Origin of the sequence: Salibacterium lacus (genome assembly GCF_042684865.1) — a bacterium.
Taxonomy (GTDB): domain Bacteria; phylum Bacillota; class Bacilli; order Bacillales; family Marinococcaceae; genus Salibacterium; species Salibacterium lacus.
Map to the genome: position 1 here is coordinate 252,291 of NZ_JBHUML010000002.1, position 24,372 is coordinate 276,662.

Annotated in this window: 38 protein-coding genes; all 38 read left to right on the forward strand. The window is 49.2% G+C overall.

Annotated features, from left to right (window positions below; translation table 11 throughout):
* Positions 1-20: 20 nt before the first annotated feature.
* Positions 21-218 carry a hypothetical protein gene (locus tag ACFSUB_RS01905; RefSeq protein ID WP_380711496.1) on the forward strand — a complete coding sequence of 66 codons (198 nt, stop codon included), beginning with the start codon at positions 21-23 and terminating at the stop codon, positions 216-218.
* The gene (locus ACFSUB_RS01910; protein ID WP_380711497.1) at positions 215-364 is read left to right on the forward strand and encodes a hypothetical protein; all 150 of its coding nucleotides are present in this window, start codon (positions 215-217) and stop codon (positions 362-364) included. Before ACFSUB_RS01905 ends, ACFSUB_RS01910 begins: the two co-directional genes overlap by 4 nt.
* Complete coding sequence (locus tag ACFSUB_RS01915) at positions 361-1,200, forward strand: HNH endonuclease (protein WP_380711498.1); 840 nt, start codon at positions 361-363, stop codon at positions 1,198-1,200. Before ACFSUB_RS01910 ends, ACFSUB_RS01915 begins: the two co-directional genes overlap by 4 nt.
* Positions 1,178-1,810, forward strand: coding sequence for a dUTP diphosphatase (locus ACFSUB_RS01920; RefSeq protein WP_380711499.1), 633 nt, complete (start codon positions 1,178-1,180; stop codon positions 1,808-1,810). Before ACFSUB_RS01915 ends, ACFSUB_RS01920 begins: the two co-directional genes overlap by 23 nt.
* Positions 1,807-2,031, forward strand: coding sequence for a hypothetical protein (locus ACFSUB_RS01925; RefSeq protein ID WP_380711500.1), 225 nt, complete (start codon positions 1,807-1,809; stop codon positions 2,029-2,031). Before ACFSUB_RS01920 ends, ACFSUB_RS01925 begins: the two co-directional genes overlap by 4 nt.
* A gap of 144 nt (positions 2,032-2,175) precedes the next feature.
* The gene (locus ACFSUB_RS01930; protein ID WP_380711501.1) at positions 2,176-2,604 is read left to right on the forward strand and encodes a DUF1064 domain-containing protein; all 429 of its coding nucleotides are present in this window, start codon (positions 2,176-2,178) and stop codon (positions 2,602-2,604) included.
* Positions 2,601-2,801: a hypothetical protein gene (locus ACFSUB_RS01935; RefSeq protein WP_380711502.1), complete on the forward strand. Its 201-nt coding sequence runs from the start codon at positions 2,601-2,603 to the stop codon at positions 2,799-2,801. The genes ACFSUB_RS01930 and ACFSUB_RS01935 overlap by 4 nt, the downstream gene beginning before the upstream one ends.
* A complete protein-coding gene (locus ACFSUB_RS01940) occupies positions 2,798-3,094 on the forward strand; it encodes a hypothetical protein (RefSeq protein WP_380711503.1) in 297 nt (98 codons plus the stop codon). The genes ACFSUB_RS01935 and ACFSUB_RS01940 overlap by 4 nt, the downstream gene beginning before the upstream one ends.
* A gap of 48 nt (positions 3,095-3,142) precedes the next feature.
* On the forward strand, positions 3,143-3,535 hold the full coding sequence (locus ACFSUB_RS01945) for a hypothetical protein (RefSeq protein ID WP_380711504.1): 393 nt from the start codon (positions 3,143-3,145) through the stop codon (positions 3,533-3,535).
* Positions 3,536-3,569: 34 nt separating this feature from the next.
* Positions 3,570-3,758 (forward strand): hypothetical protein, encoded by a 189-nt coding sequence (locus tag ACFSUB_RS01950; RefSeq protein ID WP_380711505.1) that lies wholly within the window; start codon positions 3,570-3,572, stop codon positions 3,756-3,758.
* 48 nt (positions 3,759-3,806) lie between these two features.
* Positions 3,807-4,118, forward strand: coding sequence for a hypothetical protein (locus ACFSUB_RS01955; RefSeq protein WP_380711506.1), 312 nt, complete (start codon positions 3,807-3,809; stop codon positions 4,116-4,118).
* The gene (locus ACFSUB_RS01960; protein ID WP_380711507.1) at positions 4,115-4,447 is read left to right on the forward strand and encodes a nucleotide modification associated domain-containing protein; all 333 of its coding nucleotides are present in this window, start codon (positions 4,115-4,117) and stop codon (positions 4,445-4,447) included. Before ACFSUB_RS01955 ends, ACFSUB_RS01960 begins: the two co-directional genes overlap by 4 nt.
* Before the next feature lie 283 nt (positions 4,448-4,730).
* Positions 4,731-5,027, forward strand: a complete 297-nt coding sequence (locus tag ACFSUB_RS01965; protein WP_380711508.1) for a hypothetical protein — start codon at positions 4,731-4,733, stop codon at positions 5,025-5,027.
* Between the two features lie 17 nt (positions 5,028-5,044).
* Positions 5,045-5,473 (forward strand): transcriptional regulator, encoded by a 429-nt coding sequence (locus tag ACFSUB_RS01970; protein WP_380711509.1) that lies wholly within the window; start codon positions 5,045-5,047, stop codon positions 5,471-5,473.
* A gap of 296 nt (positions 5,474-5,769) precedes the next feature.
* Positions 5,770-5,952 carry a hypothetical protein gene (locus ACFSUB_RS01975; RefSeq protein ID WP_380711510.1) on the forward strand — a complete coding sequence of 61 codons (183 nt, stop codon included), beginning with the start codon at positions 5,770-5,772 and terminating at the stop codon, positions 5,950-5,952.
* Between the two features lie 60 nt (positions 5,953-6,012).
* Entirely contained in the window at positions 6,013-6,246 is a 234-nt protein-coding gene (locus tag ACFSUB_RS01980) for a hypothetical protein (protein ID WP_380711511.1), read from the forward strand.
* The gene (locus tag ACFSUB_RS01985; protein WP_380711512.1) at positions 6,243-6,392 is read left to right on the forward strand and encodes a hypothetical protein; all 150 of its coding nucleotides are present in this window, start codon (positions 6,243-6,245) and stop codon (positions 6,390-6,392) included. Before ACFSUB_RS01980 ends, ACFSUB_RS01985 begins: the two co-directional genes overlap by 4 nt.
* Positions 6,393-6,396: 4 nt before the next feature.
* Positions 6,397-6,600, forward strand: coding sequence for a hypothetical protein (locus ACFSUB_RS01990; RefSeq protein ID WP_380711513.1), 204 nt, complete (start codon positions 6,397-6,399; stop codon positions 6,598-6,600).
* Positions 6,601-6,646: 46 nt separating this feature from the next.
* Positions 6,647-7,135 (forward strand): terminase small subunit, encoded by a 489-nt coding sequence (locus tag ACFSUB_RS01995; RefSeq protein WP_380711514.1) that lies wholly within the window; start codon positions 6,647-6,649, stop codon positions 7,133-7,135.
* Positions 7,119-8,384: a PBSX family phage terminase large subunit gene (locus tag ACFSUB_RS02000; RefSeq protein ID WP_380713152.1), complete on the forward strand. Its 1,266-nt coding sequence runs from the start codon at positions 7,119-7,121 to the stop codon at positions 8,382-8,384. Before ACFSUB_RS01995 ends, ACFSUB_RS02000 begins: the two co-directional genes overlap by 17 nt.
* Positions 8,385-8,395: 11 nt before the next feature.
* Positions 8,396-9,820: a phage portal protein gene (locus tag ACFSUB_RS02005; protein ID WP_380711515.1), complete on the forward strand. Its 1,425-nt coding sequence runs from the start codon at positions 8,396-8,398 to the stop codon at positions 9,818-9,820.
* Positions 9,801-10,823: a phage minor head protein gene (locus ACFSUB_RS02010; protein ID WP_380711516.1), complete on the forward strand. Its 1,023-nt coding sequence runs from the start codon at positions 9,801-9,803 to the stop codon at positions 10,821-10,823. The genes ACFSUB_RS02005 and ACFSUB_RS02010 overlap by 20 nt, the downstream gene beginning before the upstream one ends.
* 1 nt (position 10,824) lies before the next feature.
* Positions 10,825-11,022 (forward strand): hypothetical protein, encoded by a 198-nt coding sequence (locus ACFSUB_RS02015; RefSeq protein ID WP_380711517.1) that lies wholly within the window; start codon positions 10,825-10,827, stop codon positions 11,020-11,022.
* Position 11,023: 1 nt separating this feature from the next.
* Positions 11,024-11,341 carry a hypothetical protein gene (locus ACFSUB_RS02020; protein ID WP_380711518.1) on the forward strand — a complete coding sequence of 106 codons (318 nt, stop codon included), beginning with the start codon at positions 11,024-11,026 and terminating at the stop codon, positions 11,339-11,341.
* Positions 11,342-11,352: 11 nt separating this feature from the next.
* Complete coding sequence (locus ACFSUB_RS02025; protein ID WP_380711519.1) at positions 11,353-12,615, forward strand: hypothetical protein; 1,263 nt, start codon at positions 11,353-11,355, stop codon at positions 12,613-12,615.
* A gap of 134 nt (positions 12,616-12,749) precedes the next feature.
* Positions 12,750-13,370, forward strand: coding sequence for a phage scaffolding protein (locus ACFSUB_RS02030; protein WP_380711520.1), 621 nt, complete (start codon positions 12,750-12,752; stop codon positions 13,368-13,370).
* Between the two features lie 16 nt (positions 13,371-13,386).
* Positions 13,387-14,367: a hypothetical protein gene (locus tag ACFSUB_RS02035; RefSeq protein WP_380711521.1), complete on the forward strand. Its 981-nt coding sequence runs from the start codon at positions 13,387-13,389 to the stop codon at positions 14,365-14,367.
* Positions 14,368-14,371: 4 nt separating this feature from the next.
* Positions 14,372-14,635: a hypothetical protein gene (locus ACFSUB_RS02040; RefSeq protein WP_380711522.1), complete on the forward strand. Its 264-nt coding sequence runs from the start codon at positions 14,372-14,374 to the stop codon at positions 14,633-14,635.
* A gap of 9 nt (positions 14,636-14,644) precedes the next feature.
* Positions 14,645-14,959, forward strand: a complete 315-nt coding sequence (locus ACFSUB_RS02045; protein ID WP_380711523.1) for a phage head-tail connector protein — start codon at positions 14,645-14,647, stop codon at positions 14,957-14,959.
* Positions 14,956-15,273 carry a phage head closure protein gene (locus ACFSUB_RS02050; protein WP_380711524.1) on the forward strand — a complete coding sequence of 106 codons (318 nt, stop codon included), beginning with the start codon at positions 14,956-14,958 and terminating at the stop codon, positions 15,271-15,273. Before ACFSUB_RS02045 ends, ACFSUB_RS02050 begins: the two co-directional genes overlap by 4 nt.
* Positions 15,270-15,533 carry an HK97 gp10 family phage protein gene (locus ACFSUB_RS02055; RefSeq protein ID WP_380711525.1) on the forward strand — a complete coding sequence of 88 codons (264 nt, stop codon included), beginning with the start codon at positions 15,270-15,272 and terminating at the stop codon, positions 15,531-15,533. The genes ACFSUB_RS02050 and ACFSUB_RS02055 overlap by 4 nt, the downstream gene beginning before the upstream one ends.
* Positions 15,534-16,671: 1,138 nt before the next feature.
* Positions 16,672-17,082 (forward strand): DUF3168 domain-containing protein, encoded by a 411-nt coding sequence (locus ACFSUB_RS02060; protein ID WP_380711526.1) that lies wholly within the window; start codon positions 16,672-16,674, stop codon positions 17,080-17,082.
* A gap of 10 nt (positions 17,083-17,092) precedes the next feature.
* Complete coding sequence (locus ACFSUB_RS02065; protein WP_380711527.1) at positions 17,093-17,416, forward strand: hypothetical protein; 324 nt, start codon at positions 17,093-17,095, stop codon at positions 17,414-17,416.
* A 12-nt stretch (positions 17,417-17,428) separates the two neighbouring features.
* On the forward strand, positions 17,429-17,911 hold the full coding sequence (locus ACFSUB_RS02070; RefSeq protein WP_380711528.1) for a phage major tail protein, TP901-1 family: 483 nt from the start codon (positions 17,429-17,431) through the stop codon (positions 17,909-17,911).
* A gap of 59 nt (positions 17,912-17,970) precedes the next feature.
* A complete protein-coding gene (locus ACFSUB_RS02075; RefSeq protein WP_380711529.1) occupies positions 17,971-18,429 on the forward strand; it encodes a tail assembly chaperone in 459 nt (152 codons plus the stop codon).
* A 35-nt stretch (positions 18,430-18,464) separates the two neighbouring features.
* Positions 18,465-18,767 (forward strand): hypothetical protein, encoded by a 303-nt coding sequence (locus tag ACFSUB_RS02080; RefSeq protein WP_380711530.1) that lies wholly within the window; start codon positions 18,465-18,467, stop codon positions 18,765-18,767.
* Positions 18,768-22,949, forward strand: coding sequence for a phage tail protein (locus ACFSUB_RS02085; protein WP_380711531.1), 4,182 nt, complete (start codon positions 18,768-18,770; stop codon positions 22,947-22,949).
* Entirely contained in the window at positions 22,949-24,361 is a 1,413-nt protein-coding gene (locus tag ACFSUB_RS02090; protein WP_380711532.1) for a hypothetical protein, read from the forward strand. Before ACFSUB_RS02085 ends, ACFSUB_RS02090 begins: the two co-directional genes overlap by 1 nt.
* Positions 24,362-24,372: the final 11 nt, after the last annotated feature.

Sequence of the window (24,372 nt, forward strand, 5' to 3'; positions counted from 1 at the left end):
GGAAATTACGAGGTGGGGAAATGGATAAATGGGAAACGCTCCGCATGGTCGTACAGGAAAACAAAGAGCGCACATTCAGCGCCGACATGCAAGAAACGATGAAAGACAAGCCGGACAAGAAGCGACAAGACGCACTTAAAGCCTCGTATCAAGCCTTCGACACAATAGCCAAGAGCATGGATGAAATAGACGAATATGCGGAAGGGGAGGAACAATGAATCCCTGCAAACGAATGGAAGTACACATTACTGCTTATGCCGACAATGGCGAAATCATTGACTTTGCGGAAAACGGAAACGAAGGGGAGTGCACAGGCGAAGAAGGAAATTGCGGGTGTGACGGAGTGAAGGGAGTGGGGAGATGAAAGAGATCAGATTGACACAGGGGAAAAGCACAATTGTAGATGATGCGGATTACCCTTATCTCTCTCAATTTAAGTGGCACTATTGTTATGGATATGCCCTTAGGTATGATAAAGACCATTATGCCAAGACAGGGGTGAGTAAAAATATCTTTATGCACCGTGAACTCGTTAATACACCAGAAGGGTTAAAAACAGATCATATTAACGGGGATAAATTGGATAACAGAAAGGAAAATCTTCGAATTTGCAACTCTGCCCAAAACGCCGCAAATAAATTGACAACGAAACACAAGTCTACAAGCAGTAAATATAGAGGGGTTATGCTCCCTAAAGGAAGAAGGAAATGGGAGTCTTATATATATTCGAAGAGAAAAAGAACAAGACTAGGTTTCTTTGAAACAGAAGAAGAAGCGGCACTTTCTTATAACTTGGCTGCCAAAAAGATATTCGGAGATTTTGCCAACTTCAACAAACTTCCGTGTTCTAGATTGGATGTAACTGCTGCTTCTATAAATAAAAATGGAGAAATCTTAAGTGAAGCGAGAAACCACCATATCTTTGATGAATGCAACGGTAAAGAAGGAGATTGCGGGGCGATTCATGCTGAGGAAGCCTTAGTTGATAAATTAACAGTTAAAGAAAAATCAGGTGTAGAAGAAGTGAGGTTATCTCACAGCCCCTGCCTCCGGTGCGCCAAGCTGCTATATGTGGCATTGCCAAGACTACGTCGGGTGATGTACTGGGACGAATACCGCAAGACGGACGGAATCGAATACCTGAGACGAATGGGAATCGAAGTTAGGAGGATGGACATTGAATCTGCCACCACTATTTGAGAAGCAGAGAGAACTGGACGAGAAGATTGTACGAGAGAAGGGACTGGAAGGCGAGGACTTGCTGCCACGGAAGATACTATCACTACAAGTCGAGCTGGGAGAACTGGCAAACGAATGGCGCGGATTTAAGTTTTGGAGCGCTAGACAAGAGCCTGTAACGAAAGTGGAGCATCTTTGCCCCTCTTGTGACACTACGGGGTACGACAAGATAAGCGAGGGGCATTATGACCATATGGTTCCATGTATTGAGTGCGAAGGCACAGGGAAGTTAGGCGAATCCAACCCGATGCTTGGAGAATACGTGGATTGCCTGCACTTCATCCTGTCGATTGGGATTGAGTTGTTCGATGTGACGCCAGAAAGACCGAAGCCGTTTGAACCGGGAAATCTGAATATTACAGGGATGTTTAGCGGGCTGTTCTTGTCCACCGGAGAAATGTTCCGGATGTTGTATATGGGAGGTCGTGACCGACTCTCGGATGAATGGCACCGACTCATCAATGCGTTCATCCTTCTTGGCGAAGAACTTGGATATACAGAAAAAGAAATAGAACGAGCTTACATGGATAAAAATTCAGTGAACCACGATAGGCAGGTGCAGGGATATTGATCGTCAACGTCAACCGGCACACGATGCCTGAAATGCTCCGAGCCTGCCAAGAGTTGGAGGCGCGAGGGTACGAATGTATATCAAAAATCCAAAAGAAGCGAGCGTACGCCAAGCAGTTTGACTACATCAAGCGCGGTCATTTTGATTACCGCGACACCGAAGAAATGAATCTAGGCTATCACGCGGCGTATAGAGCATATGGCAAAGAAAAAGTGGGCTGACGCGGTTCGGGAGCAGCATGCCCCAGTCGAGGAAGAAGTCAGGAAGCCGGGGAAATGCGACTGCGGCAATACCCGGTTCCGTCTCCGGCTGGAAGAAGGCAAGCTGATACGGACGTGCAGTTGTGGCAGAGAGGAGCGTTTCTGATGGGGAAGATAGCAAGCAAGAAAACAGTAGTGGACGGCATTGAATTTGATTCTGCGCTGGAAGCTGAATATTTCGAGCATATGAAAGAGCAGCCGGACGTGTTGCACATCACCCTGCAACCCTCCTTCACTTTGATAGAGCCATTTTATGTGACATGCGGACGGTGCGACAGCGGCAAAGTGACCAGCACCAAGACAGGGAACAAGGTGCAGTGCCCGACATGTTCCGGCACAGGCAAACGAAAGCGCAAGGCCATGACATACACCGCAGATTTTGCCATCCATTACAGAGACGGCACAGAGGAAATCGTAGACGTCAAAGGCTATGCCAATGAGCGATTTAACTACATTCGGAAAATATTTGAGTGGAAATACGGACAGGAATTGATTGTGGTGAAAAAGCAGAAAGGGGAGTGGGTGCGGAAATGATAGCGGCATTAAAGATGGTCGATGGCGAAAAATTTTATGTCAAAGGAGATGCCGCCTGGAATTTAAAAAGGCTCATTGTCAAAAATGGTGCTGCTTATGATGTCGGCTGGGCTGCGGCAGAAAACAAAGAGCGTGGAGAAGTTGCCGTCAATATGAAGAATGTATCCTACATCGAGTTTAGGGGAGTGAGCGAATGACGATTGTTGCTGCAGTAGTAATGGCTGTTGTTGGTTTGTTGGTCGGAGAAGGTGTCGTGCTGAGTGTTGTGTGGCTCATAAACAGTCTATCAAGCCTTGACATTGCTTATTGGATACCCGGCGTGTTTGTCTTTGTCCTCTGGATACTCGTTGTTACGGCATGGTTCTTGATTGTCGCAAAGGCAGGTAAAGAAATAGCTGAAATGGACAAGGAGAATAAAAAAATGGAGGAAGAAAACCGAAGAAGGCGGCAAGAGCTCATGGAGAGCATTGAGAGAAAGAGAGGCCGCTGATGAATCAGATTGAATACCAGCGCTCTGTGATAAGGGAGGAAATGCACGATGGAGAAACCGGAAGAAAAATTGATGGCCTTGTACAGCCAATGCGAAAAGCTGGACAACGCTCTACCGGCAGACCTCCTCAAAAAAATGGAGTTGTACGGGCAGATATTCGAGCTGACGGGTAAACTCCACGCTATGGCGCTAGGCGACTGGAAGCGAGCAGAAGCCATCCGACGGGAGAAGCTGGCGACCTCCTACAAGGCGGCAGACGGCACAGTGAAGGATAAGGAAATGGAAGCTGAGGCACAGGCGGCGCAAGCAAGGCAGGCCGAAGCAGACGCGGAAGAAGAAGCGACACGGTGGAGGAACGCGAAGGACTCCACATCAGAGCAGATACAGCTGTTTAAAATCATGCTGCGGGATATGAAGGATTTGAACAACGGGAAGATATAACGCCTCAGACGGATGATGCGAAAGGAGAATTTTAATGGATTTATATAAAGTCAGTTACTTTGTTTGGGGTCACCCTGCTTTTGCGATAGTCTCTGCTCGGTCGGAGGATGAAGCTATTAGCTATATAAACAGAGACTATGAATTAGAAGATAATTTTCATGTTAGAAAAGTTTCGTTCTACGACAGCAAACCGGGCATTAAGGAAAAAGTTTTTGAGCCTTAATATCGCATACCGACGAGTATCACCACTAAATAAGGGGAGGCAAAACCCATGAAACACAAGCCGGGTGACCGGTTACGCCGAGTGCTGGACGAGCAGGTGGGAGAAGTCCTTGTCGCGGAACACAAGAGGTGGATGGCAGAGGGGCAGCTGAAAGAGACGGAATGGTACTGGATGAAGTTTCCGCAGGGTGATTACCGGTGGATGCAAGGACACCAAGTGAAAGCCTACTACGCACCGATGACACCGGTGAAGCTGGAGGACGAAGCGCTGTGTGACATGGTGATTATAGATGCCTGCTTGAAGAATCGCGCGTTCGAAGCATTGAGGGGATATGCGAAAGGAGAGGGGGAGGAAGCATGAGAGATACCGGAAAAGATGAGTATATGGAAACGGCGTACCGAGACATTGATCCCGGGGATATATTGGGACGGCACATCCGTAGTGCGGCATTAGATATATCAAAAATGGTGGCTAATAAAAATGCGGATTATGGCAGCAGTTTCGAGAAAACACTGAACGAATACGGAGATAAAGCGCTGATTATCAGGCTATCTGACAAGCTGGAACGATTGAAAACACTAGAAGCAAGCGACATGCAGTATATCGATGACGAGCGAGTGGAGGACACGATACAGGACATAGCAGGGTACTGCATCCTGCGGCTGGCATTAGCAAGGACAGACCAATGAACACGGCACAGACGGCGATGCTGTTGCTGTCACTGCTGCTTATTATATTTGTGACGGATAAGGGGTGAGAGGGTGCGAAAGCCGAAATATTTGAAAGAACGGTATCTTGTTTCGTTCATCTTCAAAAAGGGTTCGGAGGATGGTTTTGGTAGCAGGATTTTCGAAAGAAGAACACCACTTCCTCCCAAAGCAAAGGGAAGGGTGGAGGAGCAGATAGCCCAAGAAACAGGGTGTGATCAAGTCGTTATACTGAATATCACGAAGATGTAGAAAGGGTGAGAGGGTGGACTATTTAAGAGGGCACTCCATCGAGTATGACGGGGAGAAAATGGTATATAGCGATACAAAGGAAATGGTATCAGGGAATTATCCGACAACGTGCGGGCATTGCGGTCTTGCGGAAACACCAGAAGGACACGACGGCTGCTTAGGCACGCTGGAAGGCATTATGAATGCCTGTTGCGGACACGGCGGAAAGCATGAAGGGGCCTACATCCAATTTTGGGATAGGACTTGTGTGCGGGATGAGGATGCTTTGACTATTGTGGAGATTCTGAAAAGGAATGACGGCATCGAGTAATAGAAAGGGTGAGGGGCATGGTCGGAGAAAAGATGCAGAAAATCACCATGAGACATATAGAATCGTACGTGTACGCCTTGCGTGACCTCGACCGGGAAATCAGCCAACTGCGTGATGATATCATGGCGGGAGAATCGGAAGAGGATGAAAATTGGGGTGGCGGTACCAATTCCGTCCGTTCCCCGTCACGCCCCACAGAAATGACGGCGGTGAAGCTAACGACCAGCAAGCGACTGCGGAATTTGAAAGAAATCCGACACGCTATATCGAGCGCGTATCAGGAAATGAATGCCGATGCGCAGGACGTGATTCACTACCGGTACTGGTACAACCGCCGGCTGGATTGGAATGAAGTGGCATGGCGCACACACCTTCATGAGCAGACGTGTTACAAATACCGCCGGGAATTCGTGGAGAAGATTGCCGACAAGATAGGGTGGGCGTGAATCATATAGTCACCATATAGTTACGGCAGGGTATTCCGAGATATAATGCTAGTAGGTGGAAATACACCGAAACGGGATCGACAGCTACGTGCTGCCGTTTGTAGGCATTGCGGCAGCTTCTCTGCTTTCTCTTGCTGTCTGAACCTTCTGCAGAGTGCAGACTGCGGAAGGATTCACCAAAGGCATCTGTCTAGCAGGTGTCTTTTTCTATGCTGACAGCAGAGCACAGACAACCACGGAGGGGGAAGCCTCCGGCTCTGCTGTGAGTGTAGAAGGGTAATAAGGGAGGGGAAAGCATGAGGAAGTATCAAAAATCTAAAGGACAGAGTGAAAATGAAGTATTGGCGACCCTCACGTTTTACAAAGAGGGCGGTTATGATCTCGAAACGCCGGACGGGGAATACATCAAGGTGAGTGAGTTATTCGGCGCTATGGAACATGCGAAAATGAGTATATACGAAGAAGCTGAGGACGATTAACCTTCAATTTTGCCACGATATCCCTTATACTGGTACCAAATACCATAAGGGAGCGATGACATGGGATTTTGGGAGAATGTAAAAAACGACTACCGGGAAGAGAAGGAAAAGCAGGACGCCAAGGAGCAGGCTAAGGACGAAGCGCGGCAGAATGAATCCGAAAAGGAAAAGCTGGCTAAGACGGCTAACTTTGCGATAAAGGGTGCGGCGATATGGTACCTGGCTCCGTTTATCGCGATAGCAGGTGTTCTTGCCATCATGGTTGTCGTGTGGATCTGGGGCATGATCTTTTGATCGACTTCAACATAGAAGAAGTCTACAAGGATGATGATATCGTCAAGTACCGCATAAGCTGGCGGTTCGGGGACGAGTGGAAGGAAAAATGGGTGACATATTCGAGGGAAGATGCCGAGAAAGGCGAGAATGGTAAGGAAGGGTGATTGTATGGATGCATCAGAATTATTTTACTCGATCATTGTAGGTGCAGGGTTGGCGATTTTCCATGGCTTATTTTGGTTGATCGTTACGACGAAATTCCCGAGATTCCACCAAGCTATTAGAGATTTTTTCGGACTTAAAAGCCCCGACGGACTTTTGAAGGAAATCATGCGCATGGATGGTGTATCAGACACAAAGAAGAAAGGGTAACGCTGCGTGCGTTGCTCTTTTTTATTGGAGGGAGGGCTTATGTGATATGGCTGAGTTGAACACAAAACAACAGCGCTTTGCTGACGAATACATTGTCTGCGGGAATGCCACTGATGCCGCAATTAAAGCAGGTTACAGTGAAAAGACAGCTTATTCGCAAGGTCAAAGGCTGTTGAAAAAAGTTGAAGTTCAAAAGTATATACAGGGGGCTATGGAAAAGCTTCAGGATGAAAGGATACTCACACAAAAAGAGGTGCTTATCATTTTGTCGGATATAGCCCGCGGTGAAGCGAAGGAGTATAAAGAGGTTGTCACTAAAAAAGGCGAGTACGTGGACAATCCTAACAGCGACAAACAACAACTTGTATATAATGAGTATGCTGAGATGATCGCTCTGCCTACAAAAAACAGCGACCGGAATAAAGCTGCTGAGTTGATAGGCAAACGATATGGAATGTGGACCGAAAAGCAGGAAATCGAACACAGTGGCGCTGTCCAGTTTGTTGACGACATTGGTGATGACGATGAAGGTTAAACTATCCGAGCTGATACCGGAAGCCTTTCATCCAGTGTGGAAGGCGGCGCTCAACCCGGATATTCTGAACGTTGTCTGCAAAGGCGGACGTGGTTCCGGGAAGTCATCGGATATTGCGCACATCATGGTGCAGATGCTGATGCGTTATCCTGCTAATGCGGTGGGGATACGGAAGTTTGACAACACCATCGAGTTGTCGATATTCGAGCAGATTAAGTGGGCGATTGAAGAACAAAAGGTGTCGCACTTATTCAAGATTAATAAGTCGCCCATGAGAATCACATACGCGCCGAGAGGCAATTATATTGTCTTTCGAGGGGCGCAGGAACCGGAACGCATTAAGTCGCTTAAATCGGCGCATTTTCCCTTTGCATTTGCATGGATAGAGGAAGTCGCCGAATTCAAAACAGAAGATGAGATAACGACCATCACCAACTCCCTGTTACGGGGACAGCTGGAGGGTGGTCTTTTTTATAAATTTTTTTACAGCTACAACCCACCGAAGCGCCGTCAGTCATGGGTGAACAAGAAATACGAGACACAATTCCAGCCGGATAACACGTATGTGCATCATTCCACGTACTTGGATAACCCGTTTATTTCTGAGGAATTCCATCGGGAGGCGGAGGCAGCCAAGGAACGGAACGAGATGAAATACAAGTGGGAATATCTCGGTCATGCGATCGGTTCCGGCGTGGTGCCGTTTGACAACCTCGAATTCCGCACGATCACGGACGAGGAAGTCCAGCGCTTTGACAACATCCGGCAGGGGTTGGATTGGGGGTACGGGAATGACCCTCTTACTGTGGTCAAATGGCACTATGATATGAAGCGCCGCACGCTTTATGCGCTGGATGAAATATACGGAGTGAAGCTGTCTACTCGCTATGTGGCAGATATGATGAGGCAAAAGAATATGGATCTTGTCACAACGATTGCAGATAGTGAAGAACCACGCTCTATCAATGAGATGAAGCAAGAGTACGGGATAGGGCGCATGAAAGGCGCGAAAAAAGGACAGGGCAGCGTAGAACACGGCGAAAGGTGGCTGGATGACTTGGACGCTATTGTGATAGACGCCAACCGCACACCGAACATCGCCAAGGAATTTGAGAACATTGATTACGCCGTAGACGCGGACGGCAACCCAAAGACAAAGCTGGAAGATAAAGATAATCACACGATCGACGCCACTCGCTATGCCATGGAAGATGACATGAGGCGCAAGGCAATGACATTTGGAAACTAGGAGGTGGAGCCATGTATCCCCATACCCCAACCGAAACGGAACGACATATTGCGGAAATGGAAGCGCAGGGCTGGTCGCAGGCGGCTATCATTCAGGAACTGATCGACGACCATAATACCGAACACATGGAAGAAGGGGTGCGGTACTATTTCCTGCAGAACGACATTCTTAAGCGCGAAATGTACAAATACGATGACAACGGCAATCCCTCCGTGGACAAAGAGGCAACGAACAACACTCTTCCGTCCGGCTGGCATAAGCTATTGGTGGACCAAAAGACGGCGTATCTTGTGGGGGATGAAATCACCATCGGCGGTGATGATGAAACCGCCATAGAGGTTACACAGGAAATGCTGGGCGATGAATTCCATGACATTATGCCGGAACTGTCGAAGAACGCGTCGAACAAAGGCAGGGAATGGCTGCATGTCTATGTAGACGAGGACGGCGCGCTGGATTACATGCGGGTGCCGGCGCAGGAAGGCATCCCGATATACGATAACAACAAACGGCAGAACCTCGAAGCGTTCATCCGGTATTACAAAGTGGACGAAGACACGATGAAAATAAAATTCTATGACCGGGATCAATGCACACACTACGAAAATGTCAACGGTCAGGTGGTGCTGGACGCCACGGAACCGGTGAATCCGGAGCCGCACTTTCAGTATGTATCGCAGAATGAATCAACAGGGCTGGGGTGGGGCGAGGTTCCCTTTATTGAATTTGCAAACAATGAAGAACGATTCTCTGACCTCATCCTCTACAAAAAATACATCGACGCCTACGACTGGGTGATGTCGGACACCACAAACAGCTTGCAGGATGTGCAGGATGTCTTCTACCTCATACGGGGCTATGAATCAACCAATCTCGATTCGTTTGTAGACAACATACGCCGATACAAGGCGGCGAAAGTCGGGGATGAAGGCGGCATCGAACCCATACAGGCGGAAGTGCCTATCACCTCGATTGACAGCCAATTAGACCGGTTCATTCGTAATATCTATCACTATGGCATGGGCGTGGATACGGACGTGGACAAATTCGGGAACGCACCATCCGGGGTATCGCTCAAGAACCTGTATCAGTATTTAGATATGAAGGCTGACATCATGGAGCGCAAATTCACGAAATCCCTGCGGCGGCTTGTGTGGTTTATTGCAGAGTATCAGACCGTCACTCCGGAAGGACGCCCATTCGACTACAAGAAAGTTACGTTTACGTTCAACAAGTCCATGCTCACCAACGAGGCAGAGAACGTCACCATGGCGAAAGACAGTCAGGGCATGATTAGCCAAGAGACGATAATGGAGAATCATCCGTGGGTGACGGACGTGCAGCGGGAAAAAGAACGGCTGCAGAATGAGCAGGACGAATACGCACGGAACATGCCGCCTGTAGAGGGTGAAGGCAATGAACCAGGAAGAGATTGAGGAATATCTCACCGAAATGCTGGAAAAGTCCGAGCGAGAGATTGACCAGGTCTTTGCCGGACGGTTGAAATCCTTGCTAGATTTACTCGGCAAAATGCACCGAAAACATGGTGACGGTGAAGCTATCAGCCAAACGGAGATATACAAGCTCAATCGCTTCGAGAAGGAAATGGAGCGCATCAAAGAACAGCTTCACAGCGACTATACGAAGCTGTATCAGGAAATCAACGCGCTCATGAAAGCCCAGTACCTGCAGAATTATTTACGTTCCGGCTACGTCTACGAAATGACAGCCATGATGGATATGGGCTATCAGATACCGGCGGCTGAGACGGTGAATCAAGCGATCCTGAATCCAATCAAAGAGCTTACGCTGTCGTCGCTCATGAACCAGCACCGAAACGAGATTATCCGGAAAATACGCGTGGAACTCGGACAGGGCATACAGGCCGGAGAAAGCTACAGTCAGATGGCGACGAGGCTTGAAGATGCAGTCGGTTTCAGCAGGAATAAAGCCCGGCGTGTGGCTCGGACGGAATCTGGGCGAGCGCAGACAAACGGGCGGCTGGCAAGCGGAGAACAGGCACAGCAATACGCCAATCTGGAAAAGACGTGGATGGCGGAACTGGATACACGCACACGTACCGCGCACCGAAAGTTGGACGGACAGGAAGCGAACGAGGACGGCAACTTTGAGTATCGGGGCATGGAAGCGCCGGGGCCTTCAAGGTGGAACATCCCCTCTATGGACATCAATTGTCGCTGTGACATCTTCTACAAGGTGAACGGCAAGACGCCGGATTCCCGGAGAGCAAGAGACTACACCGATGCGAAATACCAGCAGCGGCTTGCGGATCGCATGGACGAGCTGATGAACAATGAAGGACTGACGGAAAAGCAGGCGCAGGATAAAGCCAAGCGGCAGATATACCCGCCGAACAAGGTGGTCAACTGGACAACGTATGAAGACTGGTACGATTCATTGAAGAAAGCGAGTGGATAACATGAGATACGACATTGAACACAACGGCGAGTGGGTGCCCCACGTAAAAATCATGGAGGATGAACAACAATTCGCCATGGCACCTGTGAATGACATAGAGGGCGGCACAGAGATGGATTACACGAGCGTGAAGGTATATGCCAAGGAAGCGCCGGAATATCCTTTGCAGGCAGTGCAGTCTTTCGTGAAGGAGGGATAGCATGAACGACTACATGTATCATGGCTTCCCGGCAAAGGTCATGAGCGGCGATAAGTTGAGAACGGAAGCAGCGGGCAACAGGTTGGAGGAACAACTGACTGAGGCAGACGCCAATTCAGGGACGCTGACATTTGCCGAGGAAATTGAATCCATTGAGATTTATAACACCGACGATACGAACGACGGGATTTTCACGGTCAACGGCATTGACATAACAGTCCCGGCAGGTAAGACGTATCAGTCCAGGGTAGGCGGTTCTCCGTCCGACACTGTGACCGTCTCAGGGGCTACAACGTATATTGTATCAAGGTACGAGTAGGAGGGTGACACATGGGCTACAACGTACCGGGCGTTCCAGTTACTATTGATGTTGGAAGTGGTAGTGGTGGAACGGTTGATTGGAATGATGTGCAAAATAAACCAAGTTCCTATAGTTCAACGAACCACAATCATGATGAGCTGTATTACAAAAAACAGCAAGTGGATGACGAATTTTCGGCATTAAATCAGTACCAGGTGAAGGCGACATCTACCGATGGCACCCCCGGTTATCTTGACGAAAAATTAGATTCCATAACCGTAGTGATTGTGAACGGCAAGATGGTTGTTAAGTCATTAGATGGCTTGAATATAGGTGTGGCTGATATAAACACCTTATTAAGCGGTGCAGATGGCAACTATCAAAATCAAATTGATAATATAAACGATACAATCACCGGTATAGCAGGTGGAATGAAGTGGTTCGGTAAGTTTGAGACGAAAGCGGACTTAACATCGACAACCACGATGGAAAACGGAAGCACTGCTGTTGTTTTAGCAGATGAAAGTCGGAACGATGGCAGAAACTTATATGTCTATTCCTCTGATATAGGATCATGGGATTACGTGGGGCCGTTTGAATTTGCTGATGATTTTATAGCACTATCTGACACGCCAAGCAGCTATGTCGGACATGACGGCAAAGTCGTGAAAGTTGATGAAGTTAACGGCCAGTTAGTTTTTAATTATCTAGATTGGTCTGAAATTCAAAACGGGCCATCCAGCAGCCCGGCGGATATCGATGAAGCTGCAGCTCAACGTCACGAACATACGAATAAACCTTCTCTCGATCAGATTACTGTGGAGAATGGAAGTTTGTTCATAAACGGTGTTGAGTTTGTGCCGAAAAAACAGACGCTTTACGCACGTAGAACAGGGAACAATCAAAGTTTACCTAACGGTGAAACGCTAGTGTTCAACACTAAAGTTTCAGGCGACATTGATTACAACGAATCCACCGGAGAATTTACGCTGGAAGCAGGAAAAACGTATTCTATCACCGCACAATTCCATTTTTATTTCGGTGATGACTGGACGATGATAAATCTGGTTTATGCCGATACCGAAGAAGAACCTTCGGAAGGAGGCGCACAAGCCACTTTAAACGCAGTTAATGCAGGCAACGCGAACAACACAGGTAACATTTTATCAGCGCTAATCACACCGTCCTCAACAAGAGCATTTAAATTAAAGAAAAGCGACACGCAGGGCAATAGTGATGACACGTTGAAAGGCGACAGAAACAGTTCCAGCCTAAAAATCATAGAAGTTTAGCCAGCGTCTCTTTAGGCGCTTTTTTTATGTCCTCAGTAAGACGTTAAAAGGCTGATGCCGCAGTTATGCGTCAAATAACTATCCTATCGTGGAGGCAGAGCCACGTCACCAAAAATGTAAGGAGAGATTGATAGATGAAACGAGACTTTCTAACAGACATGGGACTTGAATCCGAGCAAGTGGACAAGATCATGGCGGAGCATGGCAAGACCGTCAATGAGTACAAAGAGAAGGCGGAGAGTGCCGATCAGCTCCAACAGCAGGTGGATGACCTCGGCCAGCAAATTGAAGACCGAGACAAACAACTGACTGACCTGCAGAAACAGGCGGAAGGTAATGAGAGCCTGCAGCAGACCATCCAAGATCTGCAGAAGGAAAACGAGGATGCCAAAGAACAGCACAAGAATGAACTCGAAAAGCAAAGGAAAGAATCTGCCTTAAAAATCGCCTTAAAAGATGAAGAAGCAAAGAATCCCACAGCAGTAAGGGCGCTTTTGAATGAGGAAACGATCACGCTTGACGGGGAAAAACTCATCGGCTTGGACGAACAGTTGAAAGCGATAAAAGAAAGTGATCCGTATATGTTCGGTGAAGAAAAACCTCCGGGTGTCACAGGCAGAACGCCGCATCAAAGCGGAGGCGGGGAACCGCCGAAAAAGAAATTCAGTGAGTTGACCACCCAAGAACGCATGGAGATGAAAGAGAACGACCCCGAAGGCTACAAAAAGGCACGAGAAGCCTATATGAACAAATAACAAGGAGAGATGTTAAATGGCATACACAACGTTTTCAGGCGTAGAATTCGACCCGGAAATTTTTCAGGAGTACATGGAGGAACTAAGCCCGGAACCGGCTGCGTTTATTGATTCCGGTATCATCCGGCAAGACCCAGGCATTCAGATTACAGACGGAAATGTGACGAGCGTTCCGTTTTACAAGCCACTGACGGGTAACGCTCAGAACTATGACGGTACAGACATCACCGTAAACGATATTGCTTCCGGCAAACAGACGGCTATCGTCATCGGTCGTGCTAATGCATGGGGAAGTCAAGACCTTGCGGCAGAACTGGCATCCAAAGACCCGATGATGTCTATTGCGTCCAAAGTAACGCAGTATTGGAGAGAAGAGTGGCAGCGTATTCTTATCCTGCAACTGAACGGCATTTTCGGCGCGTCAGCATTTAGCACGCACGTCCATGATATTTCCATTGAGGACGGCGACAATGCGACAGAGGACAACAAAATCGGCCCGGACGCCATTATCGACGCTACCCAGAATACCATCGGTGACAACGCAAGTAAGATTTCTGCTATCTCCGTTCACTCGAAGGTGTACGCTCGGATGCAGAAGCTGAACCTCATTGAATTTGAACCGTATGGCGATCAAAACACAGTCGTACCGGTATTCCTCGGAAAGCGTATCATTGTCGATGACGCGCACACCGTAGAAGCTGGCGGCACATCCGGTAACAAATACACGTCCTACCTATTCGCCCCCGGTTCCATCGGGCGAGCAGACGGCAGCGTGAAAGTACCAACAGCAACCGAGCGTCAGGAACTGTCAGGCGGCGGACGGGAACACCTTGTCAATCGTCAGCGTCGGGTTTATCACCTGTATGGCTCTCACTTCACGCAGTCTTCTCTTGCTGGCGTTTCTCCGACGGACGCTGAACTGTCGGATGGAACGAACTTTGACAAGGTATACGAGGACAAAAACATTCCGGTCATCAAACTTGTAACGAACGGGTGATGGTATGAAAAACGTCATTGTGGAACAGGAAGGGAATGCTTATATTGTCGAGAGTGCGGAGGGGGATACCCTCCACGCTCGGCAGTATGTGTTCGATACGAAAACAGAAAAGTTTACGAAGTTGGATGAAAAGGAAATCACAGGTGACTATGTTGTGATATCGCCTGAAATTGTACGGGTGAAACACAAGCAAGAGGTGAAAGCTAGTGGCAAAACCCAGCAGAGGAACACGAAAAGACAAGCGTCTCAAAAAGAACAAAAAGAGTAGGTGACGCGCATGGACACAACCACAGCCAAAACCCTGCTCATGATATCGTCCACCAAGTACGATGATTACCTGGACGCTGTGATTCCCATGTTCGAGGAAAAGGTCAAGCAGTACGCCAACAATCGCTTTGAACAGGATGACGGCACCGAGAAACTCCCGCCGGACTTGGAGCAAACGCTTGTGAAGTGGATCCAGCATGACATGAACAACCGCGCCGGGTTGGAATCGCGGACGATGGGGGATGTCAGCTACAACTACAGTAACGAGATGCCCGACTTCATCCGCCGCGATATCGCACCGCACAGGAAGGTGAGTTTTAAATGACGGAGGAATTCCCGCATACGATTACTTTCCAGAAGCCGACACGTACAGGCGATGGAGGCGGTGGTGGAGGCGAAATCACATGGGAAGACGCCTTTACGACAGAAGCCCATGTCCAGCCACTCAGCAGTAATCAAATCGCACAGAATCAAGCGTTGGAAACGCCGGTGGATCATCGGGTGTACTATCCTGCTCGAAATGATGTGAAGCCGGATATGCGTGTCCTGCACGGTGAAAATATATTGGATGTACAGTCGAAGCCACTCGATCAGGGCGGCCTTGACGAAATCCACATGCTGAGGTGTCAGATGCGATGATAACCAAACGAGGGGATATTACATTCGAGAAAGCCATTGAACGCTTTGAACAGCAGATCATTGACGAGGTGAAACGGATTGTGGCTGAGACGACAGAAATCATTGTGTCCGAGGCCAAAGCCCTTGCTCCTGTCGATGAAGGAAACCTCAGACGGAGCATTGAGCCGGAGTATGACAATGACGGATTGTCCGCCATGATTACAGTCGGCGCGGAATACGGGATAAAACGTATGTCCTCCCTGTTGGTAACAGCAGGGTAATAAACCGGGCAAAATCGGGGGAAATCTTGAAATCAAAGGGTTGATTAGAATTACGGTACAGGTTATAATATCAGTAGGGAGATGATATTATCGTTGATCGTAATTCTGACGGCCAATTTGTCAAAGGGAAAAATATCGTTGATTTATCAGGTGAGAAATTCGGTCGACTGACTGCAGTTCAGCTGTCGGAAAAGAAAGTAGGAAGAAAAACGTACTGGGATTGCATTTGTGATTGCGGGAACGAAGTAACTTTAAGGAGCGACACTCTGCAATTTCAAACGCGGTCGTGTGGGTGTTTGAGAGACGAAAAGTCGGCAAAGAGAGTAGTCAAAAACCACAAGCACAAAGGCAGCTATACTGAATTACACAATCGTTGGTCGGCGATGAAAGGGCGTTGTTACAACCCTAATAATAAGCGGTATAACCGATACGGCGGTCGCGGAATTGAAGTTTGTGAAGAATGGAGAAACGATTTCTACGCATTTCGCGAATGGGCTTATGACAACGGATATAGAAAAGGGTTGTCGTTAGAGCGAATTGATATAGACGAGAATTACACACCTGATAACTGTAAATGGATTAAGGTTAATGAACAGGCAATAAACAGAAGTACAACGATATGGATTGAATGGGAAGGCGAGACATTAAACCTATCCCAATGGGCGGATAAGTTAGGTATAAACAGAGGGACATTGTACTCTAGGTACCACAGGAGTGGAATGGAACCGCCTGAACTCTTTGAACCAGTCAAGACGACCCCGAGGTAACTTGCTGGATTACGAAAGGCTAGCAAGCACCGTAGAGCGTAGAGATTGAATAAATATAATATCTCCAAGAGTGTCCGGCAACCCATAGAGGTTGTCTTTTTTATGGGTTGAAAATGTACGCCGAACTTCATGGTGACATGAAGAAGCAAGGGATAAAAAGCCTTTGCGATAACAATTGATACGTCAACTATGGCACGGGCATCTACGCTCAGGAGGGGAACGGGCGCAAAACACCGTGGACGTACTACAGCGAAGCGCTGGGGCGCTTTGTGACCACGGAGGGAATGCCGGCGCAGAACTTCTGGGAGCCAGCCATAGAATCCGGACGCGATCACTTTGAACGAGAAATGAACCAGTTAGGAGTGTGATAGATGAAAACCGCACTCTGGGAAGTACAGACAGCCTTTTACAGCGCTCTGACAGCGCACCAACCTCTGATGGATAAAGTCGTCGGTGTCTATGACACGGCTCCAGAAAGCCCGGAGTACCCTTATGTAACAATCGGAGAGCCGACGGTCAGCCCTTTCGACAACAAGGTCACCAACGGGGAGAACATCGTATGGGTGCTGCACTGTTGGAGCCAGTACAACGGTAAAAAAGAAGCGATGGAAATACTCAATCTCATGAATGAAGCATTTACAGAGCAACCACTCCAAATCGGGGGTGGTTTTTTTGTGCAGGATTTTAAGCGCGACAGCGGCAACGCCCTGCGCGTGATAACAGACGTCGACGGGCAGACGCGGCACGGTATCCTTCGTGTCCGTCTGTATGTCACACAATAGGAGGGATAACATGGCGCAACTGAGCGTGCAGAAACTGAGCCTTTCCGGGATTTCACCGTCGTTCACAGCAGCGGCATCCGGCGGCGATACATTCAAGAACTACGGCAAAACCATCCTGCATGTCAAAAACGACGGATCGTCCGAGGTCACAGTCACCGTGGCATCCAATCCGTGCGAGTACGGCGAAAATCACGACGTTGAGGTTTCTATTCCAGCCGGGGAAGAACGGCAGATAGGCAACTTTGACCAGAATCGCTTCAACGATGACGGATACCTTGTGAGCGTGTCCTACAGCAGTGTATCCAGCGTCACTGTAGCGGCTATTCAATATTAAGGAGGCTAACTCATGAAAGAGGGTAAAAATACAATCCTACTGGTGCAACCGGTAGATGCAACAGACGGATCCATGGTGGTGGCTAACCTCACAGAAAACAGCTACGCCATTGAGAACGAAATTATTGACGAGCAAACAAAAATGGGCCGCATCGTGGCTTACGGGCAGAACTCGGAATCCTTTGAGATGACGGCCTACGGCGAAAAAGGCGATCCCGGCCAGAAGGCTGTGCTGGACGCTATCAAGAACAAGGCCAAAATCAAAGTATGGGAAGTTGACCGCGTAGCCAACAGCACAGACGCCTACGACGCTACCTTTGCGACATGCATTGTGGAATCGGCGGAGAAGACGAACCCGACCGACTCTTTCCAAGAGGTCACAGCCACACTGCAGGTAGACGGACAGTCCCATGAAGGTGAACTGACATCCCTGCCATCCGGCGCGACAGATGATTCCGGCGGCGGCTCGTTCGAGGAACCGACAACATCCGCATAAACCAGCAGGGGGTTAGCTACGGCTGACCCTCTTTTACTTACATTATAGGAGGAATAAAAATGGCATTTCTAACAATCGGTGATAAAGAGTACGAAGCGAAAGTGACCTTCAAATTTGACCGCGTAGCTAATGAAAAATACGCCTCCAACGAGGACGAGATGAACGGATTCATGAGCATTTACCTCGGCCTGCTGCAGTACGATAACAGCTCCATCCTCAACTTTTGGGACTGCGCGCTGGCTCACTTGAAGAAGGATAAGCCGTCCAAAGAGGCAATCGAAGAAGCGCTGGAAGAACGCATTGAACAGGACGGAGACACCGACGCGCTGTTTCGTGAAGCCTTTCAGGCGCTGGACTGGTCGGGGTTTTACAAGAAGCAAGTGACGTCTATCTGGCACGAATTTATGAAACCGACGGAAGCGGCGAAGGACGAGACGGACGAGCAGAAACAGAAGCGGGAGGAACACGAGGAAATGGCGAAAATGATGCGGGAGAGACGGGCGGAACTGACGGCGTAGGCTACGGCGATATCATTCAATCGGCGGCGCGGCATATGGCCGTCTTTGACACGGACTTGATTTTTTCGTGGTCGCCGTGGGAGTACGAAATGATGATGAAGGGCGTCCAGCATAAAGAGATTGACCGGTATGACTTTATGGCGCAGTCGGCGCTTGCACGAGAGGGCGCACACCGCGCCAAGAGGCCGCGTCTCCATCAAATATTCGATGCCAAGAAAGCACGGCGTCGGCTGGAAACCGGCATCAAAGAAGAGGAAGAAGAAATCAAGCGCATGATCGCGTTGAACCGGACATTCCAAGGATTCCAGCCGGATTTCAGGAAGAAGGGAGGGAGTTAGATGAACGAACGATTGCAGGCAGCGGTCGGGGCAAGGATTGGCGAATTCAAGCGCAAGATGAAAGAGGTCAATGCCATCACCAAACAAACGGCGATGGGGGCCAGCAAGAAAGTGGACGCCGATACATCGTCCTTTCAGAAGAAGATGGCGGCGGCCTATGCCACGGCAAAGGCTTTCCCTAAGACAATCACAGTCGAAGTCGAAGCGCGCGTCAATCGGTTCCACGGGGCGATGTCACGACTGGCCAACGTCATACGCAGTTTTAATGAAGTCACCGCCAACATGATAAGCGGCGGCCTTCTTACCTTCTTCCCGGCATTGGTGCCAGTTATAGCCTCGGCAACTGGGGCGCTTGGCGCGATGGGTGTTTCCCTCGGCGTGGTATCTGGTGGTTTGGCTGGACTGGGAAGTTCGGCTGGTATGGCCGGTGCTGGATTTGCCGGTCTTTTGACGGTGCTGACACCAGCGGTTGCCCGTATTACAGAGGCGCATAAAGCTATCATGGAAGGGAATCGTGTGCTGTCCAGTTACGCCGGGCCGATGCAGTCTGTATTGCAGCAGGTATTCAACCTCAAGAACCAATTCAGCCAGCTGCAGGAGTCGGTTCGACCGGATTTGTTTGCCGGACTGACGACAGGACTGGAAGTAGCACAACTGGCACTCACAAGGCTGACACCAGGCATACAGAACATTGTCCAAGTATTCCGTGACCTCATGTCCACGTTTCAAAACACCGTGAAGAACGCTTCGGATGTCAGGGCGGCATTCCGTTGGTTCAACGACCGCGCGCCGGAAGCGTTCAGGAACTGGGCGAAAATCGCCGGGAATGCAGTCCGCGGCGTGGTGAACCTCCTACGTGCGTTTGACCCTGTGGCAAAGTCCATGGAAAAAGGGCTTGGCAGCATGACACAGCGCTTTGCGGAGTGGACAGCCAGCCTCGGGGAATCCCAAAAATTCCAGCGTTTCATTGATTACGTGCAGACAAACGGGCCGAAACTCGTGTCCATCGTCGGCAACGTCACACAAGGGCTTGTGGGCATGTTCAGCGCCTTTGCTCCGATGACGGGCGATATGCTTTCCGGATTGCAGAAGATGACCAAGCGATTCAAGGAATGGGGGCAGTCGCTCTCGGGCAACAAGCAATTCCAGCAGTTTGCTGACTACATCAGGACGAACGGGCCGAAAGTCATTGACCTCATCGGCAATATCGGAAATTTCCTCGTGGAGATGGGGAAAGCCATGGCACCCCTCGGTTCTCAACTTCTTGATATGGCGAACGGTTTCCTGAAATGGCTCAACAGCATGATGGAGTCTAACCCTATGATCGGGAAAATCGTGGCAGGCGCTATCAGTTTGACGGGGGCTATCAAAGCCTTGACGCCTATCATCGTTGCAGTCCGGGCGTTGTTCGGGGGCGCGTTCGGTAAGATGCTCACGAAGTTCATCCCATTCCGAACACAGCTTGTCGCCGGGCTAAAAGTGGTCGGCAAACAGATAGGGGCGTTTATGAAGCGAATCCCTATCATGGCCGCAACCCTTATCAAGAACTTTGCCAAGATGGCGGCGCGTGCCACTGTATGGGCGGCACGCATGGCGGCGCAGTGGGTGATTGCCATGGGGCCGATAGGTTGGATTACCACGGCGGTTATTGCACTTGTGGCGCTTATTATAGCGAACTGGGATAAGGTCAAAAAGTGGACGAAGAAAGCATGGACGGCTGTATCGACAGCGGTGTCCAATGCCGTTAATAAAGTTGTAAGCTGGGTTAAAGACCGGTTTCCGGGCGTCTACCAGAACATCAAGAAATACCTGAACATGGCGGAAAAGATTATCAAAGAGGTATGGCGCTACATCAAAGAGACGTTCCAGAATGCCATTGACTTTGTGAAAGCATTGGTCAAAGGCGACTTCGAGGGCATGAAAGACGCTATAAAGTCGCAGATGGAGAACGCCCGAAAGGCCATATCAACCATATGGAGCGCAATCAAGAAGTTTTTCGGCGATATGCTGAGTCAACTGTGGGATAACGTCAAAGAGACATTTACGAGCATCAAAGACAGCATTCAGGAAAAATTGAAAGCGGCTCGCGATGTTGTGCAGTCCGTGTGGCAGTCGATTAAATCACGTATTGAAATGCGACTGATACGGATTTGGAACCAGGTCAAAATGAAATTCAATCAGATTAAAACGAGCATACAAGATAACCTGGAACAAGCGAAAAGTACGGTGCAGTCCGTATGGCAGACGATTAAAGCGTATGTTCGCGGGAACGTAACGAAGATATGGAATATTATCAAAGATAGGTTCCGCAGGGTCGTTAATGCTGTCCGCACCAAAATGAGCGAAGTGCGGCAGTGGATTGAGGACAAGTGGAATGAGGCCAAGTCCTTCCTGCAAGGAATCAGCTTGATAGACATTGGCAAGAACATCATAGACGGTTTAGTACAAGGAATTAATAATGCTCTTGGCTCGGTCAAATCAGCCGTATCCGGTCTGGCCGACAAGATACCGGGCTGGTTGAAAAGCAAACTCGGCATTGCCTCCCCGTCCCGTGTCATCGCGAAACAGGTCGGGCGGTGGATTCCTCTTGGCCTGCGGAAAGGCATGCAGTCCGAGGAAAAAGCCGTCGAGAAAGCCGCGGACGAGATGGGAGAGAAAGCCATTCCGGATATGTCCGGGGGACTGGCAAGCAATGAGCGATCCGTCCGGGAATTCGGCGACGAACTGGTGAAAATCAATCAGCGCACGCAAGACGAGATCCAGCAGGTCAAGAAAGAAGCGCGGCAGGACGACAGCACCGGGCAACAGGACGTGCAGAAAGAAATCGAGGGCATCCTTGACCAGCGGTTGAGCGATGTGAAGTCCTTTATCTCGAACAAACAGAGTTTGGAACAACTGTCCGTCAAAGATGAAGTGGCGATATGGAAACAAGCCACCGACGCCTTTGAAGATGGCACCGACCGCAAACGAGAAGCACACCTTGCGCTACGGGACGCCAAGCGTAAAGTAGACAAGCAGATGCTGCAGTCTGAGATGAACTATCTCGACCGGAAGAAAAAGGCGGGCGAAATATCGCTTGCCGATGAAGTGCAGATGTTGAATCAGTTAAGCACCAAGTATGCGGAGCATTCCGATAAATACCAGCAGATACAGGACAGGAAAACGAATACCCTGCAGACCATCAACGACCGGCTGACATCAATCAACGATGAGTACCTGAAAAAGACGAAGGAAGTCAATCAGGAACTGAAAGACGAACAGAAAAAGCTCACGCAGGAATACAAGAAAGCCGTACAGGACAGAGCGGATGCGCTGTATTCCACGACAGGGTTGTTTGACGAGATGACGAGCAACTTTGAAGGTTCCGGCTCCGATCTCATGAAGAATCTGCGCGGACAGGTGCAGGGCTTCAAGCAATGGTCAAAAGATCTTGAGCAATTGTCTCAACGCGGGTTGGATGAAAGTCTGATCGCAGAATTGCAAGAAATGGGGCCGTCAGCACAGAAAGAAATTGCCGCCCTGAACAAAATGTCCGATAAGCAACTAACAAAATACCAAAACTTGTGGCAGGAGAAGTCTCGTCTGGCTCGTGTGCAGGCGGAAAAAGAACTGGAAGGCATGCGCAAAGATACGCAGCAGAAAATCAATCAGCTTCGCACACGAAGCAAAGAGCAACTGGAACAGCTCCGTAAAGAGTGGGTGAAGAAGGTTCAGGACGTAACCAACGGAACCTCTGAAGAACTGTCATCACTCAAACAAATCGGCGCGGATTCCATTCAAGGTCTCATGAACGGCATGGACTCCATGGAAGGGCGTCTCATGCGGAAAGCGCGCTCGATGGCGCAGGCCGTCAGTCGCGAAATCAGCAGTGCGCTGGAAGTACGCTCCCCGTCTCGTGTGACCATGAAAATCGGCGAATACACCGGGCAGGGACTGGCGAAAGGTATGGACAAATCCCTTGCCGGTATCAAACGCACATCGCAGGATATGGCGACAGCCGCCATGCCGCAGATGCAGATGCCGAGTGTAGGTTCTGTTCAGCCGAGCACATCCATCGGAGAATTTTCGGCGTCAGACGAACGCAAGCAGCATGTCACCGTCATGCTGGATAGTGAAGTCATCGGACGCGGTGTAGCACCAGCGGTCGGGGATGAAATCGCAGTCAGAACCGGGGTGAGATAATGAGAGTAGAATTAAACGGAACAACCGTAGAAAATTATCGCACCGGTTCTCTCCGGTTGCCGGATGAAATCAACAGCCGTCCGGGTGGAAGTATCACCTTCATCCGCAACGACGAGAATTTCACGGTACGGGGCGGGGAATTGATAGCCGTCTATGACGAGGATGAGGCCCTTGTCTACTCCGGTTACATCTCCCGTCCACGCCGCCGTCCGGCGTTGCATGGTGTAACGGCAGAAATCACCTGTCAATTGCTCGATCAAAACGCCAATCTCGACCGGCGGACAGTCGCTGAAACGTATGTGGAGTGGCTCGGTAGTGACATTGTGCAGGATATCCATACCCGATATTTGGCAGATGAGGGTATCACCATCGGAGAAATTGACATCCCGTATGACAACACTGTCCAAAAGGCGGTGTTCAACTATGTGTCAGTGATGAATTCCTTCGATGACCTCGGCGACCTTTTAGGCGCCAATTGGTGGGTGACGCCGAACAAAGAACTGTACTTTGTCTCCCGTGACAACATGAAAGCACCGTGGAGCGTGGACGAAGAAACGCCGTATCAGGGGCTGGAAATTGAAACAGACTTGAAATCCTACCGAAACCGGCAGTATCTGCGAGCGGGGCAGGATCAAACCGACCTCCAAACGGAGCAATTTAAAGGAGATGGCGAAACACAGACTTTTACAGTCGGGTATGAATTGGCGCTGGAACCTACCATCAAAGTAAACGGTGTAGAAAAAGAGGTAGGCATCAAAGATGTGGAAGAAGGCAAGCCCTGGTACTGGAACAAAAACAAAGACAAAGTCGTACAGGAAAAAGACAACACACCTTTGTCATCCAGCGACACGCTCACGGTGGACTATGTGGGGTACTATCCTATCATCGTAGTAGCAGAGGATGCCGAAGCGATTAGCGATATGAAGGAGAAGCAGGGCGGAACAGGCATCTACGAGAGCGTGGAGGAAAACAACAACATTGACGACTCCGACCTTGCTCTCGATTTCGCACAAGGGAAACTTAGAAAATTTGCACGTATTAATACAAAAGTGCGATTCCGAACGTTTGAGCGCGGACTGAAAGCTGGTCAAATCATCCCTATTCATCTCCCCATTGAGGATTTGGACGGGGATTTTTTAATCACCAAAGTCAATGTGACGTCAAAGTCAGATGAATTTATTGCCTATGACGTGGAATGCGTGGATGGTGAAGACGTCGGAGGTTGGGAGAAATTCTTTAAAGACTTAGCCCAGCAGAATAAGACGTTTGTGATACGTGAAAATGAAGTGTTAGTCCGATTGGCGACCATGAGCGAAAAGTGCGGATGGGGCGAGGATATAGGATACACTTATTATGCTTGTCGATTCCCTAGCACGTCATTGTATCCAGCGAACGACTTTTATCCATGTTAGTGAGGTGATGT

Excerpts from the sequence above, each read along its gene's own strand:
- ACFSUB_RS01905 (WP_380711496.1), top strand. The coding sequence starts at position 21 with ATGGATAAATGGGAAACGCTCCGCATGGTCGTACAGGAAAACAAAGAG.
- ACFSUB_RS01910 (WP_380711497.1), top strand. The coding sequence starts at position 215 with ATGAATCCCTGCAAACGAATGGAAGTACACATTACTGCTTATGCCGAC.
- ACFSUB_RS01915 (WP_380711498.1), top strand. The coding sequence starts at position 361 with ATGAAAGAGATCAGATTGACACAGGGGAAAAGCACAATTGTAGATGAT.
- ACFSUB_RS01930 (WP_380711501.1), top strand. The coding sequence starts at position 2,176 with ATGGGGAAGATAGCAAGCAAGAAAACAGTAGTGGACGGCATTGAATTT.
- ACFSUB_RS01935 (WP_380711502.1), top strand. The coding sequence starts at position 2,601 with ATGATAGCGGCATTAAAGATGGTCGATGGCGAAAAATTTTATGTCAAA.
- ACFSUB_RS01940 (WP_380711503.1), top strand. The coding sequence starts at position 2,798 with ATGACGATTGTTGCTGCAGTAGTAATGGCTGTTGTTGGTTTGTTGGTC.
- ACFSUB_RS01945 (WP_380711504.1), top strand. The coding sequence starts at position 3,143 with ATGGAGAAACCGGAAGAAAAATTGATGGCCTTGTACAGCCAATGCGAA.
- ACFSUB_RS01950 (WP_380711505.1), top strand. The coding sequence starts at position 3,570 with ATGGATTTATATAAAGTCAGTTACTTTGTTTGGGGTCACCCTGCTTTT.
- ACFSUB_RS01955 (WP_380711506.1), top strand. The coding sequence starts at position 3,807 with ATGAAACACAAGCCGGGTGACCGGTTACGCCGAGTGCTGGACGAGCAG.
- ACFSUB_RS01960 (WP_380711507.1), top strand. The coding sequence starts at position 4,115 with ATGAGAGATACCGGAAAAGATGAGTATATGGAAACGGCGTACCGAGAC.
- ACFSUB_RS01970 (WP_380711509.1), top strand. The coding sequence starts at position 5,045 with ATGGTCGGAGAAAAGATGCAGAAAATCACCATGAGACATATAGAATCG.
- ACFSUB_RS01975 (WP_380711510.1), top strand. The coding sequence starts at position 5,770 with ATGAGGAAGTATCAAAAATCTAAAGGACAGAGTGAAAATGAAGTATTG.
- ACFSUB_RS01980 (WP_380711511.1), top strand. The coding sequence starts at position 6,013 with ATGGGATTTTGGGAGAATGTAAAAAACGACTACCGGGAAGAGAAGGAA.
- ACFSUB_RS01990 (WP_380711513.1), top strand. The coding sequence starts at position 6,397 with ATGGATGCATCAGAATTATTTTACTCGATCATTGTAGGTGCAGGGTTG.
- ACFSUB_RS01995 (WP_380711514.1), top strand. The coding sequence starts at position 6,647 with ATGGCTGAGTTGAACACAAAACAACAGCGCTTTGCTGACGAATACATT.
- ACFSUB_RS02000 (WP_380713152.1), top strand. The coding sequence starts at position 7,119 with ATGACGATGAAGGTTAAACTATCCGAGCTGATACCGGAAGCCTTTCAT.
- ACFSUB_RS02005 (WP_380711515.1), top strand. The coding sequence starts at position 8,396 with ATGTATCCCCATACCCCAACCGAAACGGAACGACATATTGCGGAAATG.
- ACFSUB_RS02010 (WP_380711516.1), top strand. The coding sequence starts at position 9,801 with ATGAACCAGGAAGAGATTGAGGAATATCTCACCGAAATGCTGGAAAAG.
- ACFSUB_RS02015 (WP_380711517.1), top strand. The coding sequence starts at position 10,825 with ATGAGATACGACATTGAACACAACGGCGAGTGGGTGCCCCACGTAAAA.
- ACFSUB_RS02020 (WP_380711518.1), top strand. The coding sequence starts at position 11,024 with ATGAACGACTACATGTATCATGGCTTCCCGGCAAAGGTCATGAGCGGC.
- ACFSUB_RS02025 (WP_380711519.1), top strand. The coding sequence starts at position 11,353 with ATGGGCTACAACGTACCGGGCGTTCCAGTTACTATTGATGTTGGAAGT.
- ACFSUB_RS02030 (WP_380711520.1), top strand. The coding sequence starts at position 12,750 with ATGAAACGAGACTTTCTAACAGACATGGGACTTGAATCCGAGCAAGTG.
- ACFSUB_RS02035 (WP_380711521.1), top strand. The coding sequence starts at position 13,387 with ATGGCATACACAACGTTTTCAGGCGTAGAATTCGACCCGGAAATTTTT.
- ACFSUB_RS02040 (WP_380711522.1), top strand. The coding sequence starts at position 14,372 with ATGAAAAACGTCATTGTGGAACAGGAAGGGAATGCTTATATTGTCGAG.
- ACFSUB_RS02045 (WP_380711523.1), top strand. The coding sequence starts at position 14,645 with ATGGACACAACCACAGCCAAAACCCTGCTCATGATATCGTCCACCAAG.
- ACFSUB_RS02050 (WP_380711524.1), top strand. The coding sequence starts at position 14,956 with ATGACGGAGGAATTCCCGCATACGATTACTTTCCAGAAGCCGACACGT.
- ACFSUB_RS02055 (WP_380711525.1), top strand. The coding sequence starts at position 15,270 with ATGATAACCAAACGAGGGGATATTACATTCGAGAAAGCCATTGAACGC.
- ACFSUB_RS02060 (WP_380711526.1), top strand. The coding sequence starts at position 16,672 with ATGAAAACCGCACTCTGGGAAGTACAGACAGCCTTTTACAGCGCTCTG.
- ACFSUB_RS02065 (WP_380711527.1), top strand. The coding sequence starts at position 17,093 with ATGGCGCAACTGAGCGTGCAGAAACTGAGCCTTTCCGGGATTTCACCG.
- ACFSUB_RS02070 (WP_380711528.1), top strand. The coding sequence starts at position 17,429 with ATGAAAGAGGGTAAAAATACAATCCTACTGGTGCAACCGGTAGATGCA.
- ACFSUB_RS02075 (WP_380711529.1), top strand. The coding sequence starts at position 17,971 with ATGGCATTTCTAACAATCGGTGATAAAGAGTACGAAGCGAAAGTGACC.
- ACFSUB_RS02080 (WP_380711530.1), top strand. The coding sequence starts at position 18,465 with ATGGCCGTCTTTGACACGGACTTGATTTTTTCGTGGTCGCCGTGGGAG.
- ACFSUB_RS02085 (WP_380711531.1), top strand. The coding sequence starts at position 18,768 with ATGAACGAACGATTGCAGGCAGCGGTCGGGGCAAGGATTGGCGAATTC.
- ACFSUB_RS02090 (WP_380711532.1), top strand. The coding sequence starts at position 22,949 with ATGAGAGTAGAATTAAACGGAACAACCGTAGAAAATTATCGCACCGGT.